This window comes from Oxynema aestuarii AP17, assembly GCF_012295525.1.
Classification (GTDB): domain Bacteria; phylum Cyanobacteriota; class Cyanobacteriia; order Cyanobacteriales; family Laspinemataceae; genus Oxynema; species Oxynema aestuarii.
Genome location: NZ_CP051167.1, coordinates 4,558,322 through 4,574,216 on the forward strand (window position 1 = coordinate 4,558,322; position 15,895 = coordinate 4,574,216).

General features: G+C 55.2%; 7 protein-coding genes and 1 pseudogene. 7 read left to right on the top strand and 1 reads right to left on the bottom strand.

Annotated elements, in window-relative coordinates:
• Nucleotides 1-571: 571 nt before the first annotated feature.
• Together HCG48_RS18410 and HCG48_RS18415 are read left to right on the top strand one after the other, a co-directional pair.
• Entirely contained in the window at nt 572-6,388 is a 5,817-nt protein-coding gene (locus tag HCG48_RS18410) for a PAS domain S-box protein (RefSeq protein WP_168570453.1), read from the top strand.
• A gap of 41 nt (nt 6,389-6,429) precedes the next feature.
• Nucleotides 6,430-8,391, top strand: a complete 1,962-nt coding sequence (locus tag HCG48_RS18415) for a response regulator (protein WP_168570454.1) — start codon at nt 6,430-6,432, stop codon at nt 8,389-8,391.
• Between the two features lie 53 nt (nt 8,392-8,444).
• Here the strand turns inward: HCG48_RS18415 and cimA are convergent, their stop codons facing one another.
• Nucleotides 8,445-10,064 carry a citramalate synthase gene (gene cimA, locus HCG48_RS18420; protein WP_168571958.1) on the bottom strand — a complete coding sequence of 540 codons (1,620 nt, stop codon included), beginning with the start codon at nt 10,062-10,064 and terminating at the stop codon, nt 8,445-8,447.
• Nucleotides 10,065-10,307: 243 nt separating this feature from the next.
• On the opposite strand from cimA, the gene HCG48_RS18425 reads away from it, so the two are divergent.
• The 5 genes and pseudogenes from HCG48_RS18425 (at nt 10,308) to HCG48_RS18440 (ending at nt 15,767) form a co-directional block, all read left to right on the top strand.
• Complete coding sequence (locus HCG48_RS18425) at nt 10,308-10,646, top strand: 2Fe-2S iron-sulfur cluster-binding protein (protein ID WP_168570455.1); 339 nt, start codon at nt 10,308-10,310, stop codon at nt 10,644-10,646.
• Nucleotides 10,647-10,833: 187 nt separating this feature from the next.
• Nucleotides 10,834-11,868 (top strand): annotated as a pseudogene (gene thiO / locus HCG48_RS26690) (glycine oxidase ThiO); the annotation flags it as partial.
• Between the two features lie 93 nt (nt 11,869-11,961).
• On the top strand, nt 11,962-12,834 hold the full coding sequence (locus HCG48_RS26695; RefSeq protein ID WP_320415794.1) for a thiazole synthase: 873 nt from the start codon (nt 11,962-11,964) through the stop codon (nt 12,832-12,834).
• A 138-nt stretch (nt 12,835-12,972) separates the two neighbouring features.
• Entirely contained in the window at nt 12,973-13,155 is a 183-nt protein-coding gene (gene psb34 / locus HCG48_RS18435) for a photosystem II assembly protein Psb34 (RefSeq protein WP_168570457.1), read from the top strand.
• A gap of 290 nt (nt 13,156-13,445) precedes the next feature.
• Nucleotides 13,446-15,767 (top strand): tetratricopeptide repeat protein, encoded by a 2,322-nt coding sequence (locus tag HCG48_RS18440; protein ID WP_168570458.1) that lies wholly within the window; start codon nt 13,446-13,448, stop codon nt 15,765-15,767.
• The last annotated feature ends 128 nt before the right edge of the window (nt 15,768-15,895 follow it).

Consider the following 15,895-nt stretch of genomic DNA (forward strand, 5'->3'; position numbering starts at 1 on the left):
ATTGTGGCGGCTTTTCGGCGAAGAAGGTCGATCTCGGATTCGGCGCTTGCCGAACTAACCGGGGGGTTCTCAATCGGTTGTAGAGTTTATCGATTGTAACATTTATCGATTGTAGGGACACGGCAATGCCGTGTCCCTACGGGAATTTGGCTAATCCAAGATAGTTAGATGGAGACCTAAATTTGTTGACAAGTAGAAAAGAATTAATCGGTAAAACAATAAATAAATTATCTCTCTTATCAAGCAACTGCATCACTTAAAATACAATAATGTTGAGCGATGGATAACCACACTAGCAAGCAAGATACACGGACGACAGCATGGCGTTGGTGACCGCACCCCCAAGTGTTTCATCGATCCTTGACCGCATAGGTGATGATTTGTACATCCTTGGTAAGCCGAGAACATTTTTTGTATTTATTTTGTATTTATTTTGTATTTATTTTGAAAAAAACATTTCTTTCCCCCTGTTCCCTCTTGGGTGTGGTCTTTGCTCTTGTGATAACGACGGACACCCCCCTGCCCGTCAATCGCTTAAAGTTTTAAAAATGCCTCTTTTTTCTCGTAATTTATGAACCTTTCTTCCTGGTTATTCCAACCCTTAGTCAGTTCGCCTGCCCTCGCTCCCGTGCCTCCCCTGGTTGCGCCAGATGCGGCGATCGCGGAAGTCTTAAAACGGGTCAGTCAAGCCGGGGCGAGTTGTGCGTTTGTCGCGGATGAAAACCAGTTTCTTGGTTTGTTGACCGAACGGGATCTGGTGCGCTTGAGTGTCGGCGATCGCCCCTTGGGGAGCACGTCGATCGCCGAAGTGATGAGCCCCAAAGGGGTGACCCTCTCCCTGGCCGACAACCCCCAATTGTTTGAAACCGTAGCCCTGATGCGATCGCGGCGAGTGCGCCACCTGCCCATCCTCGACCCATCGGGACGGGCGATCGGTATCGTGACCCCGAGGAGTTTGGGGCAGGCGATGCGACCGAACGAGCTATTTAAACTCAAATCCGTGGGGGAAGTGATGGCGCGAAACGTGGCGACGGCGTCCCCGAAGACGAACTTGCTCGCCATTGCGCGCCTGACGATCGATCGCGATTGTACCTGCGCGATCGCGATCGATCGCCGCGATCGCCAAACCGTCCCCGTCGGTATCCTCACCGAACGAGATCTGCTTCAATTCAAACGATTAAACCTCAATTTCGAGACGACGATCGCCCGAGACGTGATGAGCGCCCCCCTACAGGCGATCGACCCGCACGCCTCCTTGTGGCAAGCTCACGAACGAATGCAAACCCACCGGATTCGGCGCCTGGTCGTGGTCGAAGACGGGCAACTGGTCGGGGCGATCAAGCAGACCCACATTCTCGACGCCTTAGATCCGTTAGAACTCACCGTCAGTCTCGAACGCCTGCAACACCAAGTCAACCAACGCACCTTACAATTCAAAGCCGTTAACGAACGCTTGGCCCTAGAGATGCACGATCGCCGTAGTGCGGAAGAAGCGCTCAAGCGCGAACTACAACGGGCCCATTGGTTGCGGGCGATCGCCGACGAAATTCGCTCCCAACTCGATCCTGCCGCCCTCTTTGAAACCGCCGTCACTCAAATCGGTCAAGCCTTTGGCGTCACCCGAGTGCTCATCCACACCTATCTCGAAACCCCCACCCCCCAATTGCCGATCGTCGCCGAATACCTCGCCGCCGATTCTCACAGGTCTATGCGCGGTTGCAGCATTCCCGTCGTCGGTAACGACCACTTCGCCCAAGTGACCCGGGAAGATCGAGCCCTCGCCACGATCGACGTCAGAGCCGATCCTCTGTTCGACAACGTGCGCGACCTGTGCGATCGCTTCGCGATCGTCTCGATGCTGGCGGTACGCACTTCATATAAAAACCGGATTAACGGGGCGATTAGCTTGCAGCAGTGCGGCAGTCCAAGGATCCTCGGCGATCGATCGCCGAGGGTCAAACGCCGTTGGACTGCGGAAGAAACGGTCTTTCTCGAAGCGATCGCCACTCAACTCGGCGTCGCGATCGCCCAAGTGCAACTGCTCGATCGCCAAAAACAGCACAACGCCCACCTGCACGCCGAAATCGAGCGCCGCCAACAAATCGAAGCCGAAATTACCCACACCCGCAACTTATTTCAAACCGTATTTAACGAGTCTACCGACGCGATTTTCTTAGTCGATCTCGACGATCGCATTCTCGATTGCAACCAGCCCGCGATCGCCATGTTTCGAGTCGCCTCCAAAAGCGATCTGCTCCACCATTCGATCGCCCAACTGTTCGAGAACAACTCCCCCAGGGCGCGGTGGACGGCGATCGCCCCCCAACTCCCCCGCGATCGCGTTTGGAGTCGCGAACTCGAATGCACCCACCCCAACGGTGACCGTTTTTGGGTCAATCTCGCCGGAAAAACCATCGAATTCGCCTCCGAAACCTTCCAACTGATTCGCATTAGCAATATCAGCGATCGCCGACAAGTTGAATTTGAATTACGCAAACGCGAAAGATATTCTAATGTTTTAGTTGAAGTTCATCGCGAACTGCTCTCCAGACCCGACGCGCAACAAGATTATTCCTCAATTTTAAAACTACTCGGCGAAGCCGCCCGCGCCTGCCGGGTTTACTTATTTGCCAACCATCGCGATCCTGACGGCGACTTACGGATGAGTCAAATCGCCGAATGGTGCGGACCGGGAATTCAACCCGAAATCGACAATCCGACCTTGCAAAATCTCTCTTACCAAGATTTTTTTCCCCGTTGGGCCGATCGCCTCTCCCGAGGTCAGCCGATTAACGGCATCGTCCGCGACTTTCCCGAATCGGAACGGGTCATTTTAGAACCGCAAAAGATCGAAGCGATTTTAATTTTACCCTTACAAGTGAACGGCCAATTTTGGGGATTTATCGGCTTCGATAATTGCGAAATCGCACGACCGTGGGACTCGTTAGAAATTAAACTGCTCGAAACCACAGCCGGAGCCATTGCCATTCGCGAAGAACGCCGTCAAGCCGACAGTACCGCCCGTTATTTAGCGACGATCGTCCAGTCTTCCACCGATGCGATTATCGGCATCGATTTAAACGGAACGATCGTCAATTGGAATCGGGGAGCACAACTCCTTTACGGTTACCGACCGGAGGAAATTGTCGGCCAAAAATTCAATGTTTTGTGGGACGATTTAGAAGGGTCGAGCTGTCCGTTAGTCTTTGACTCGAATTGCCCCGAACACGGCGATCGCGAAACCCGCCATCGCCGCAAAGATGGAACCGAAGTCGATGTCTGGCTCAACCTGTCCCTCGTGAGCGGCTCGAACCAAGAAATTTTGGGTCTGTCGGCGATCGCGCGCAACATCACCGAACGCAAGCAAACCGAACGCCAACTCGCCCGTCAAGCTGCCGCGATCGCCGCCGCCAGCGAAGGGATCGCGATCGTCGATGCCGAACAGAAATACCTCTATCTCAACGAAGCCCACGTCAAGATGTTCGGCTACGACAGCGCCGCCGAACTGCTCGGCAAAAGCTGGCACCTGTTTTACGACCCCTCGGAAATCGAGCGCTTCGCCGTCGAATTTATCCCCTTATTCGAGCGCCAGGGGGCGGCCCGAGTCGAGGCGATCGCCCGCAGTCGGGACGGTCGTCTCGTCCCGCACGAACTCTCGGTGACCCAACTCGACAACGGCGAGCGCTTGTGCGTCGTGCGCGACATCACCGAACGCAAACAAGCCCAAGCCGCCTTGGAACGCAGCCAGCGCTTCGCCGAACAAATTGCCGAAACTTCTCCCCATTTAATTTATATTTACGATATCGTCGAAGAACGGAACGTCTACTGCAATCGCGAAATGGCCGCCATGCTCGGTTACACCCCCGATCGCCTTCAGGAAATGGGATCGGCCCCGATCCCCCCGATCGTGCATCCGGAAGATGTCGAGCGGATCGGCAGCCCATTGGAGCGGTTAAAACAGGCCCGGGACGGAGAAATTTTCGATTTTGAATATCGGGTCGCCGATGCGCGCGGACAATGGCGATCGCTGCTCGCTCGCGAAACAATTTTTCAACGGGGAAACGACGGCGAAATCGTTCAAATTATCGGGACGGCGATCGATATCGGCGACCTCAAACAAGTCGAGGCGACCTTGCGCAAGTACGAGCGCATTTTTGCCGCCACCAACGACGCGATCGCCCTGGTCGTTCGCGAAGCGACGCCAACGGCGGATCGCCACTACACTTACGAATTAGTCAATCCGGCGTTTGAAAGCTTGCACGACAAATCGAACCAGGAAATCGTCGGGTCGCGGGTCGTCGATCTCGTCGGCGAGGAGACCTTTGAGGCGATCGTCCGGGATAAGTTAGAGCGATGTTTGAGCGGGGAAACGATTTACTATCAAACCTGGTTTGAATTTGCCCACGACGGACGGCAATTTATGAGCGTCACCTATTCGCCTTATGTCGATAACAAAGGGGAGATCGTCGGCGCGGTCGCCAGCATCCGCAACGTCACCGCCCTCAAGCAAGCGAAAGAAGCGTTAGAACTGAGCGAACGCCGTTACGAACTGGCGACGCGGGCGGCTAAAGTGGGGATTTGGGAGTGGAATTTAGAAACCGGGGAATTTTTTATCGATCCCAACGTCAAGGCGATTTTGGGGTACGAGGATGCAGAAATTGCCAACGATCGCCAAGTATGGTTGAGTCACGTGCATCCCGACGATCTCGACGGCGCGATCGCCGCCTCTCAAGCCCACCGCAACGGCGAAACCCCGGAGTTAATCCACGAACGCCGGATGCGCCACAAAGACGGTTCGACGCGCTGGATTTTAGTGCGCGGCACCTCGATCCGCGATCGCCACGGCAAGCCGATTCGCACGATCGGCACGGAAACGGAGATCACGGAGCGCAAAGAGGCTGAAATCGCCCTGGCGCGCGCGAAAGAAGTGGCGGAAGCGGCGAATCACGCCAAAAGTTTATTTTTGGCGAATATGAGTCACGAACTGCGAACCCCCCTCAATGCCATTTTGGGCTTTACCCGCCTGTTAGAGCGCAGTGGGAGGGCTTTGTCCCCGGAACAGCAGGAATATTTGGCGATCGTCAGTCGCAATGGCGAGCATTTGCTGGCGTTGATCGACGATATTTTAGATTTCTCCAAAATCGAAGCGGGCCATATCAGCTATCACGAAAGCGATTTCGACCTCTACCAGTTACTCGACGAGTTAGAGCGGACCTTCGAGTTAAAAGCGGCTCAAAAAGGGTTGCGCTTGTCTTTTGAGCTGGCACCGGATTTACCCCCGTTCGTTCGCAGCGATCGCGTCAAATTGCGTCAAGTCGCTCTCAATTTACTCGGGAATGCGGTGAAGTTTACCCGCGCCGGGGAAATTGTCTTGCGGGCCCGACTCGTCCCGTTCCCGGAAACGGCGGCGGACGAGTGCGCGAACGGCGATCGCCGTCTGCTCGAATTCGAGATCGCCGATACCGGAGTCGGAATCGCCCCGGAAGAACTCGATCTCCTCTTCAAACCGTTCGTACAAACTCAATCCGGTCTCAAGTCCGGAGAAGGAACCGGATTGGGACTGACGATTTCTTATAAGTACGTACAGTTACTCGGCGGTACCCTGTCGGTACAGTCCGAGCGCGATCGCGGCACCACCTTTACGTTTACGATCGCCGCCACCCCCGGCGAGGGGACGACGGACACCTCCGAAGTCCGCACCCGCCGGATCGTCTCTCTGGCGCCGAATCAGCCCCCCTACCGAATTCTCGTGGTAGACGACCGTTCCAGCAACCGCCTCGCTTTGGCGGATTGTCTGTCTCTCGTCGGCTTTGAAGTCGCCCAAGCGACGGACGGTTTGGAGGCGATCGCCCGGTGGGAAGCGTTGCGACCGCAAGCGATCTTTATGGATTTGCGAATGCCCCACCTCGACGGTTACGAAGCCACCCGCGCCATCCGCCAACGCGCTACCGCCTCGGATCCCCGGGGCGATCGCCCCCCGTTCCCCAAAATTATCGCCCTCACCGCCCATGCATTTGACGAGGAAAAACAACGGGCGATCGCCGCCGGATGCGATGCGTGTCTCTCCAAACCCTTTCAAGAAGAACAGATTTTTAACACCCTCTCAGAACATTTGGGAGTACGTTACCTTTATCAAGATAAGCCTGTTGAAATTTCCGGCGATCGCTCCGCTCCCAATACCTTGAGTGTCGAATTACTCCAACAACTCTCTTCCGGCGATCGCCTGGCCCTGCACGAAGCTATTTTGACGTTAGATCTCGACGCGATCTCCAAGGTCATGACACAAGTGGAGACCCAACACCCCGATCTCGCCCGCCTGTTACGTACTTACATCGACCAGTTTGAATACCGCACGATTTTAAACTGTTTGGATGGTCTGATTTTCTGAGTTGACATTTCCCGCCCAGTTCCCCGCTCAGTTCTCTGTCTATGACTTCCCGACTCCCCACTCCCCCCGCTCGCAGCAAGATCTTGGTCGTTGACGACCTGCCGGACAACCTCCGTCTGCTGTCCGAATTACTCGTCAATCGCGGTTACGAAGTCCGCATGGCCCCGGAAGGCGAAATCGCCCTCGCCAACGTCATCCGCTTCGTTCCCGACTTGATTTTACTCGATATCAAAATGCCCGGTTTGAGCGGTTACGAGGTCTGCGCTCGACTGAAAAAAAATCCTAAAACCCGCGACATTCCGATTATTTTCTTGAGCGCTTTAAACGAAGTCGAAGATAAAGTTAAAGCGTTTAAAGTCGGCGGCGAAGACTATATTACCAAACCGTTTCAAGCCGAAGAAGTCATCGCTCGCATCGAGCATCAATTGGAAATTCGCTCGCTCCAACAGCAGATCGTCGCCCAACAAAAAGAACTCGAAACTCACAATCACCGACTGCTCGGGGAAATTGAGGAACGTAAAAAAGCGGAGGAAAAGGCCAAGTCCGCCCTGCAAGCTAAAAGCTTATTCCTCGCCAACATGAGCCACGAATTGCGAACGCCCCTCAATGCGATTCTCGGGTTCTCCAAACTACTCGATCGCGCCTGCACCCTCGGCAGCGAACAAAAAGAATATACCCAAATTGTCATTCAAAATGGGGAATATTTACTTTCGTTAATTAATGAAATTCTCGATTTATCTAAAATTGAAGCCGGACGGGCGACGCTCAATTTAAGCGATTTCGATTTATATTGTTTCTTGTCCGACCTCAAAAATCTCCTCTCGATTCAAGCCAGTAGGAAAGGATTGCCCCTCGTTTTTGACTGCGGGTTCGACCTGCCCCAATATGTCAAAACCGATAAGGTCAAGTTACGACAAATTTTAATTAATTTACTCGGCAACGGGATTAAATTTACGAAAACGGGTCGAGTCATTTTAAGAGTGAGATCCGTGAGTTCTCCAGACCGGGCTACCTGCGATCGCGATCGCTGTTTCCTCCATTTTGAAATTGAAGATACCGGGCCGGGAATCGCGAAGGAAGAACTCGAAAAACTGTTTCAAATTTTCGAGCAAACCGCTTCCGGTCGCCAAGCTCAAGAAGGAACGGGCTTGGGATTGGCGATCTCGCGATCGTTCGTCGAATTGATGGGCGGCGAAATTGACGTCAGTAGCGTCGTCGGTCAAGGGAGTATTTTTCGCTTTCAAATTCCCGTCACCCCTTCGATCGCCCCCACTCGTAAACTCGACGGCGCTGCCCGTTCGCCCGCCTCGGAGGAAGCGGCGATCGTCGGTTTGGCGGACGGCGAACCCCTCTATCGCATTTTGATCGTAGACGATACCCGCGTCAATCGCTTGCTCGCACTTAAGTTACTCGGCGAGTTAGGCTTTGAAGTGAGAGAAGCCGATAACGGCAGTTCGGCGATCGCCGCCTGGTCGCGCTGGCACCCCCATTTAATTTTGATGGACATGCGAATGCCCCAAATGGACGGCTATCAAGCCAGTCGTGAAATTCGCGAACGCGAACGCACGTTAGAGGGCGGCGATCGCACTAAAATTATCGCCCTTTCCGCCAGCGTCTTAGAAGACCGCCGCGCCGATATTCTCGCCTGCGGTTGTGACGATTTCGTTCACAAACCCTTTGAAGAACGCGAACTGCTGTTAAAAATTGCCGAGCATTTAGGGCTTCGCTATGCCTACGCCGACGATCTCCCCAGTCATTCCGATTCGGATAAGTCGGTGTTTCCCGAATTGAAAACCTCGGATTTCGACGCCATGCCCCTCCCCTGGCTGAGAGAACTGCATCAAGCAGCTTTAGCCCTCGACGATACCCGGGTCAAAGAACTCTTCGACGCCTTACCGGGCGATCGCCCCGATTTAGCCGCCAGCTTAAATCATTTAGTCGATAATTTCCGCCTCGATCGCATTGCCGAGTTAGCGCGATCGTGTATGAAACAAAAAATCTAAACCGCCCGTTGCCGACGGGGGCAACTGTTCGCACAACTACCCCCTCACCTCACTTATACCCTCACGGCGACTTTTTCCGAAGGTCGTTGCAGCAGCAAGCCGTATTCCAACCCTTCGACGATCGCCTGATAGGACGCATCGATAATATTCGTCGAAACCCCTACCGTACTCCAGCGATCGACCCCGTTACTCGACTCGACCAACACCCGAGTTTTCGCCGAGGTTCCCGAGCTGCCGTCAATAATTCTCACTTTGTAGTCAGTCAGGTGAAAATCGCTCACCCGGGGGTAAAACGTCACCAGGGCTTTTCGCAAAGCCGCATCGAGAGCCGACACCGGGCCGTTGCCTTCTGCCGCCTCCAAAATATTTTGACCCTCGACAGTCACTTTGACCGTGGCCCAAGCGTGGGTCATTCCCGGCCCGCGATCGCAGTGAACCTTAAACCCTTGCAACTCGAACAATTCCGGGCGATCGCCCATCACCTCGCGCATCAGCAGTTCAAAACTCGCCTCCGCCGCCTCGAACTGATAGCCCTCATTTTCCATCTCTTTGAGCTTTTGCAGCAGTTGGCGACAAGTGGGGTCGTCTTTGTGCAGGTCGATCCCGAAATTGCGCGCTTTCGCCAACACATTGCTCATCCCCGCTTGCTCGGAAATCACGATCCGGCGGTGGTTCCCCACCGCTTCCGGGGAAATATGTTCGTAAGTGAGGGGGTTGCGCTGCACCGCCGACACGTGGATCCCGCCTTTATGGGCGAACGCCGAGAGTCCCACGAACGGGGCGCGCGAATCCGGGGCGAGGTTGGCGATTTCGCTGACAAAACGGCTAGTTTCGGTCAGTTTTGGCAACCGTTGCGGATCGAGGCAGCGATAGCCGAGTTTGAGTTGCAAGTTGGGGATCGCCGAACATAAATTAGCATTGCCGCAGCGTTCCCCGTAGCCGTCGATCGTCCCTTGGACCATCTCCACTCCTTCGAGAACGGCGGCGATCGCGTTGGCGACGGCAGTTTCGGAGTCATTATGGGTGTGGATGCCAAACTTGAGGTCGTCGCGACCGCGATCGCCCAAACGATCCATCACTTCCCGGCAAATCCGGGCAATTTCGTGGGGTAAGGTGCCGCCGTTGGTATCGCAAAACACCAGCCATTCGGCCCCGGCGGCGATCGCCGCCTCTAAAGTCTGCACCGCATAGTCGCGATTGTGGCGATACCCGTCAAACCAATGTTCCGCATCGTAAATCACCCGACGTCCGCAGGATTTCAGATAGGCGATCGTCTCGCGGATCATCGCCAAATTCTCGTCTAAACTCGTCTGCAACCCCTCGGTGACGTGCAGGTCCCAGGATTTCCCGAAAATCGTCACCCAGTCGGTCCCGGCAGATAAAATTTCTTGTAACATCGGATCGTCGGCAGCTTTTTTCCCCGGACGCCGGGTGGAGCAGAAGGCCACCACTTGCGCCTGTTGCAAGGGTTCGTCTTTCAGCCGCCAGAAAAATTGAACGTCTTTCGGATTGGCCCCGGGCCAACCCCCTTCAATAAACGGGATGCCCAATTCGTCCAAGCGGCGGGCAATCCGCAATTTATCTTCGATCGACAGGGAAATCCCTTCGGCTTGAGAACCATCTCTTAAGGTGGTGTCGTAGATCCAAATCCGTTTTGAGGACTGTCCGCTCATTGCGCTCATAATGGTTTAGCAACTATCTATTCGGGGTGTACGGCTCCGAGTTTTAAAGGTCTCGGTTTTCTGATTCGGGTTGGTTATGGGGTTTTGGCGATCTCGCTTCAGGTTGCAGGCGTTCGGACTCCCCCCTCGGTAGCGGCAGGGTCGAGGTCGAATCGGAGTCGAGATGACAACATCGCCAATTGAAAATGTCAGAATAAATAAAATAAATAATTGTTGTTTCAAGGGTGGATCGATATGCCTCAAATCCAAGCTCAAGGAAAAACCATCGAATGCGATCGCGGGGCGAACTTGCGAAAGGTCCTGCTCGATAATGATGTCGAGTTGTACAACGGTCCGGCTAAAGCCTTTAACTGCCACGGCCTGGGAACCTGCGGGACTTGCACCGTTGAGGTTGAAGGAGAAGTCTCCGAAATGCAAGGACGGGAAAAAGCGAGGTTGTCCCTTCCTCCCCATTCTCCTACAAAAAACCGTCGTTTGGCCTGCCAAACCAAAGTTTTAGGGGATGTCAAAGTCAAAAAATATAACAAGATGTGGGGACAAGGAGACGAAACGCTCTGGACCGAACGGGGTTGAGTGCGATCGCCTCGGGACGGGTCGGCAACGGATTCGGCTCGTCCCGGATCGCCCCTGGGGGGGGTGCGAGTTCCTCTCCCAGGGTATGAAATTTTCTGGGGCATTTCCCTAATTGTTAAAGTAATCTTCGGGATTGGATTGTTCCCCGATCGCCTTTCCCCGATCGATTTTTATAGTTGTAGGTTTGATGACTACTCAAAGCGATATTCTCGCGATCGGCGGCGGCATTATCGGCCTGTCGGTCGCGATCGAACTGAAATTGCGCGGCGCCAATGTCACCGTTTGCTCCCGTTCGTTCCAGGAAGCGGCGACCCACGCGGCGGCGGGAATGCTCGCCCCTCAAGCGGAGGCGATCGCCCATCGGGCTTTGTTCGATTTCTGCCTCCAGTCGCGATCGCTCTATCCGGAATGGATCGCCAAACTCGAAAACCTCACGGGACTCTCTGCCGGATATTGGCCCTGCGGGATCCTCGCCCCGGTTTACGAAGGGGGCATCGGCGATCGGGACGCGGGTCTCGACCCCAACGACGCCGAACCTCCCGCCTACTGGCTCGATCGCGACGCCATCCAGTTACACCAACCGGGTTTAGGTCCCGAGGTCGTCGGCGGCTGGTGGTATCCCGAAGACGGACAGGTAGACAGTCGCGCCCTCGCTCAAGTGCTGCTCGGAGCGGCCCGGGAATTGGGGATCGACCTGCGCGAGGGGGTCACCGTGGAGGCGATCGCCCAGGATCGGGGACGGGTCAGCGCCGTTTACACCAATATCGGCCCGTTGCGCGCCGATCGCTACGTACTGACCGCCGGAGCCTGGAGTAACGCCCTCTTACCGATCCCGGTGTCTCCCACCAAAGGACAAATGCTCTCGGTTCGGGTTCCCCAAGCCGAAGCCGCCCAGCATTTACCCCTCCAGCGCGTCCTGTTCGGCCCGCAGACCTACATCGTTCCCCGACGCAATGGCAAAGTGGTTATCGGGGCGACCAGCGAGGACGCCGCCTTTACGCCGGGCAATACCCCCGAAGGCATCCACACCCTGCTTTCCCGGGCGATCCGCCTCTATCCCGCCTTGAAAGATTGGGCGATCGAGGAATTGTGGTGGGGGTTCCGACCCGCTACCCCGGACGAGTTGCCTTTAATCGGCCCGAGTCGCTGCGAAAATTTGACCTTGGCGACGGGTCACTATCGCAACGGGGTGTTACTCGCTCCCGCCACCGCCCGGGCGATCGCCGATTATCTCTGCGACGATCGCCGCGATCCCCTCCTCGATGCCTTCGATCCCCGCCGTTTCGACCTGCCCTCTACCCCGCCTTCTCCTGCAATGACGAGCGCTTTAACCTACCCTTCCCCCCGTTCCCCCCGCCCGGAACGAGAGACTGCCGAGACCCTCTTACACCGCTTGGACGACCCCGTGGCGATCGCCGGAAAAACTTTCCGATCTCGCTTGATGACCGGAAGCGGCAAATATCGCACCGTCGAAGAAATGCAGCGCAGTATCGCCGCCAGTCGCTGCGAAATCGTCACCGTCGCCGTCCGTCGCGTCCAAAATAACGCCCCCGGTCACGAAGGCTTGGCGGAGGCGATCGACTGGCAAAAAATCTGGATGTTACCCAATACCGCCGGATGCCAGACCGCCGAAGAGGCTATCCGCGTCGCTCGTTTGGGTCGCGAAATGGCGAAGATTTTAGGACAGGAAGACAACAATTTTGTCAAGTTAGAAGTGATTGCCGATCCTAAATACTTGCTCCCGGATCCGATCGGCACTCTCAAAGCGGCGGAACAGTTGGTGAAAGAAGGGTTTGCGGTTTTACCCTATATCAATGCGGACCCGATCCTCGCCAAACATCTAGAAGAGGTCGGTTGTGCGACGGTCATGCCTCTGGGATCGCCGATCGGTTCGGGACAGGGCATCGAAACCGCCGCTAATATCCGCATTATTGTCGAAAATGCCAAGATCCCCGTGGTCGTCGATGCGGGGATCGGCGTCCCCAGCGAAGCGGCCCAAGCGATGGAACTCGGCGCCGATTTCGTCTTGATCAATAGCGCGATCGCCCTGGCTAAAAATCCCCCCGCCATGGCTTGCGCGATGGCGAACGCCGTCGAAGCGGGCCGCCTCGCCTACCTGTCCGGTCGCATTCCGGTACAGGGGGGAGCCAGTGCCAGTTCCCCGTTGACGGGAAGGGTTGGCCAGTAGGGAGTCGGGAGTCGGGAGTCGGGAATTGTGATTTTCCGGCTCCCATACATTCTTAAATAACCATAGAGTGATATAATCGTTTGCATCATTTGGTAGAGTATTCGTAGTCGTAGGTAAAAAGACTGAGGATTTAACATAATGCCCTATAGCAAAGAAGAAGGTGGATTGCTCAATAACTTCGCGACCGAGCCGAAGATGTACAAGGCCGAACCGCCGACGAACAAACAGAAGCGTAATTATGCGATTCAAGCGGTATTCGCTTTATTGCTCGTAGGAGGCTTAGTCGTGGTAGCCCTATCCGTATCGGGGGGGGTTAGCTAGGGACGCGCTTCAGGACTAGCTAACGAAAGTTAGAGTCTGTCTACCTTTCTCAACTCAAAAGCCAGGGATCCAACCAGGGATGACCTGGTTTTTTTAACCCCCGAAATCGGACGGAGCGATCGCCTGTAAGTCTTTTCAATTGAGGCTTTCGCGCAGCATTTGCTTTGCACGATCGCGGCAATTCCTCCTGAAATTTTACGGAAAGGTTGGAAAAGTGGAATGAAATGTGAAGCACTAATTTAGAAAGTTGGTTAGTCGCTGACTTCGCCGCTTCTTCCGCTCCTGTTAGCATGGTTGTAACAGAAATTCCTTCCCAAAAAGTTTTGGGTTCAAATCGGCAAATCTACAAGCAGCTCCAGTTAGCACTGAAGCTAGGTTTGCGCCGTCAGGTGTTTGTGGCGGTGTGCGATGACTTGCGCCTGCGCGATCGCATCGTCCGCCGTTTAGAAACAGATTTACAAATCCCCGACGAGTTGAGAGCGAGTCAAACCGTCGGTCGCACGACACCTCAAGGTCCACCCTTTGTCAGTTTGCAGATCGACGCCAACCACCCCAATCCCTTCGAGCGCATTCGCGAGTGGTTCCGCGAACGGGATGGGAGTGGCGGCCCGTTGCCGAGTTTTCAAATTGTAGGGGTCGAACACTTGACCCGAGCGACTCCGGCGGTACAGTGGAGCTTTCTCAACGGACTCGAAGAAATAGAGGACGACGAACTCGGCGACAGACTCGATCCGGTCGGCGAGTGTACGGTGCTGCTGTGGGTGTCGCGTCCGTGGTGCCATACGATCGAGCAGTCGGCGCCGGACTTTTGGCGCTGTCGGACGGGGGTATTCGAGTTTGAGGGAGAACCGACCCCGGTATTGTATTGGGAAACGGGACAAGACGATCGCCCCCGACAGCAACCCGAACCCCAACAACCCCGAGAGCGGGATCTAACGCCGTCGAGTTCCGCAAAGCAGTCCGAAGGTGCGAAGGTGGCGACGGAAAAGGGCGTTTGGGAAGGGTCTCCCCAGGAGCATCGCGTAGGGTCTGCGCCGGAGAAACGCCCGTCCGTGGCGACCCAGACCGTGGGGGAACGGCAAACGGCGGCGATCGCCCTCAAAGCGAGTCAAACGGGTGTAGAAGCTACCACAGTCGCCCCTCGGAAGCGAGAGGAGTCTCAAGAGCAAGCGATCCCGACATCGAGCAGCATTCCCGATGTTTTGATCGAATTAGTGTTAGCCAGTGCCGAATCCTTGGGGCGATCGGGCGCGAACGACCCGGAAGCGGAAGCCAACGGCAGTTTTGCGCCCTTGCAACTGCTGCAACAAATTGAAGAACTGCACCTGCAACGGGCCGATCGCGCGGAATTAGCGGCGGCGTATCTGAATTTGGGGAATTTTTACCGAAATTTACTCGAAAGCGGCCAAATTGAACAGGCGATCGCCCAAGGGAGTACGGCGAATGTCGCCCCGGAAGCCTTACCCCAATGCTTGATGGTGGCGATTTTGACCTACGAGCAAGTGCTGCAGTTCCTGGAACCGGAAGCGGCGGTCGGGGTGGAATTGGCCAATGATTTAGGAAACTTTTACTGGATGCTGTCGCGCTACAGCAGCGACTTAGAAGAAAAGCATTTTAATTTAGAACGGGGGATAGCAGCGTATCGGCAAGGGTTGAAGCGGATCGATCCGGTGCGACAGGGCGAAGCGTGGGGGATGATTCAGAATAACTTAGGCGCGCTGTACGGGGAACTGGCGCGCGATCGCGACCCGGTAGAAAACCTCGAAAAAAGTGTCGCCGCCTATTGCCAAGCCTTAGAGCAACGTCGGGTGCAGATGGAGGCGGGAGACGAACAAGCGAGTCGGCGCTACAGTGCCACCCAGAATAATTTAGGAACCGCTTATTGGAATTTAGCCCAACATCGGCAGCCTGCGCGACATCTGAAAGAAGCGATCGCCGCCTATCAGGAAGCCTTGGCCTATTACAGCGCCGAGAAGCAGCCCCTAGATTATGCGATGATTCAGAATAACTTGGGGACGGCGTACTGGAATTTAGCGCAATACGAACAGCCCAAAGATAACTTAATGCTGGCGATCGCCGCCTATCAAGTGGCGCTGACCTACCGGACGCCGGAACAGATGCCCCTCCCCTGCGCCGCCACCCAAAATAACTTAGGAACCGCCTACTGGCATTTGGCGAACCATTCCCAGCGAGAACCGGAGGCGAGAGCGCATTTTTTAGACCGGGCGATCGCCGCGTACCGAGGGGCGATCGAGAATATCCACAGCGCGATCGGTTCGGAAGAAGCCCTCAGTCCGGTTCCGATTCCGGGCTTACCCTTCGATCGCTTTGCCACTTACAATAACTTAGGATTGGCCCATTACCAACGGATTGCCGACGGGATGCCCCTCACCGATCCCGACGAGCGATCGCCGCACCTAGAAGCCGCCCTCGACGCCCACCTGCAAGCCCTCGCCGGAAGTCGCGATCGACCCGAATTATCGAAAACCGCCTTGAGTTATGTCGTGCAGACGATTCGGGCCTTTTACAAATATTTGGGGATTCAAGGTCAGAACCGCGCCCTGTCCAAAGTTCCGCCCCACCTGCTTTCCGAGATCGTGGGACGGCTATGAGTTCCCAGGAGAATCGCGGCTCCCCCCTCCCACGATCCCGCTAACAATGTCAAAATTAAAAACAAAACGAGATCGAATCGCGCGATCGGGTTCGATGTCATGTTAAACCTGGAAAATCAAGCCCCTAA

Excerpts from the sequence above, each read along its gene's own strand:
- HCG48_RS18415 (WP_168570454.1), top strand. The coding sequence starts at position 6,430 with ATGACTTCCCGACTCCCCACTCCCCCCGCTCGCAGCAAGATCTTGGTC.
- HCG48_RS18410 (WP_168570453.1), top strand. The coding sequence starts at position 572 with ATGAACCTTTCTTCCTGGTTATTCCAACCCTTAGTCAGTTCGCCTGCC.
- HCG48_RS26695 (WP_320415794.1), top strand. The coding sequence starts at position 11,962 with ATGACGAGCGCTTTAACCTACCCTTCCCCCCGTTCCCCCCGCCCGGAA.
- HCG48_RS18440 (WP_168570458.1), top strand. The coding sequence starts at position 13,446 with ATGGTTGTAACAGAAATTCCTTCCCAAAAAGTTTTGGGTTCAAATCGG.
- HCG48_RS18425 (WP_168570455.1), top strand. The coding sequence starts at position 10,308 with ATGCCTCAAATCCAAGCTCAAGGAAAAACCATCGAATGCGATCGCGGG.
- psb34 (WP_168570457.1), top strand. The coding sequence starts at position 12,973 with ATGCCCTATAGCAAAGAAGAAGGTGGATTGCTCAATAACTTCGCGACC.
- cimA (WP_168571958.1), bottom strand. The coding sequence starts at position 10,064 with ATGAGCGGACAGTCCTCAAAACGGATTTGGATCTACGACACCACCTTA.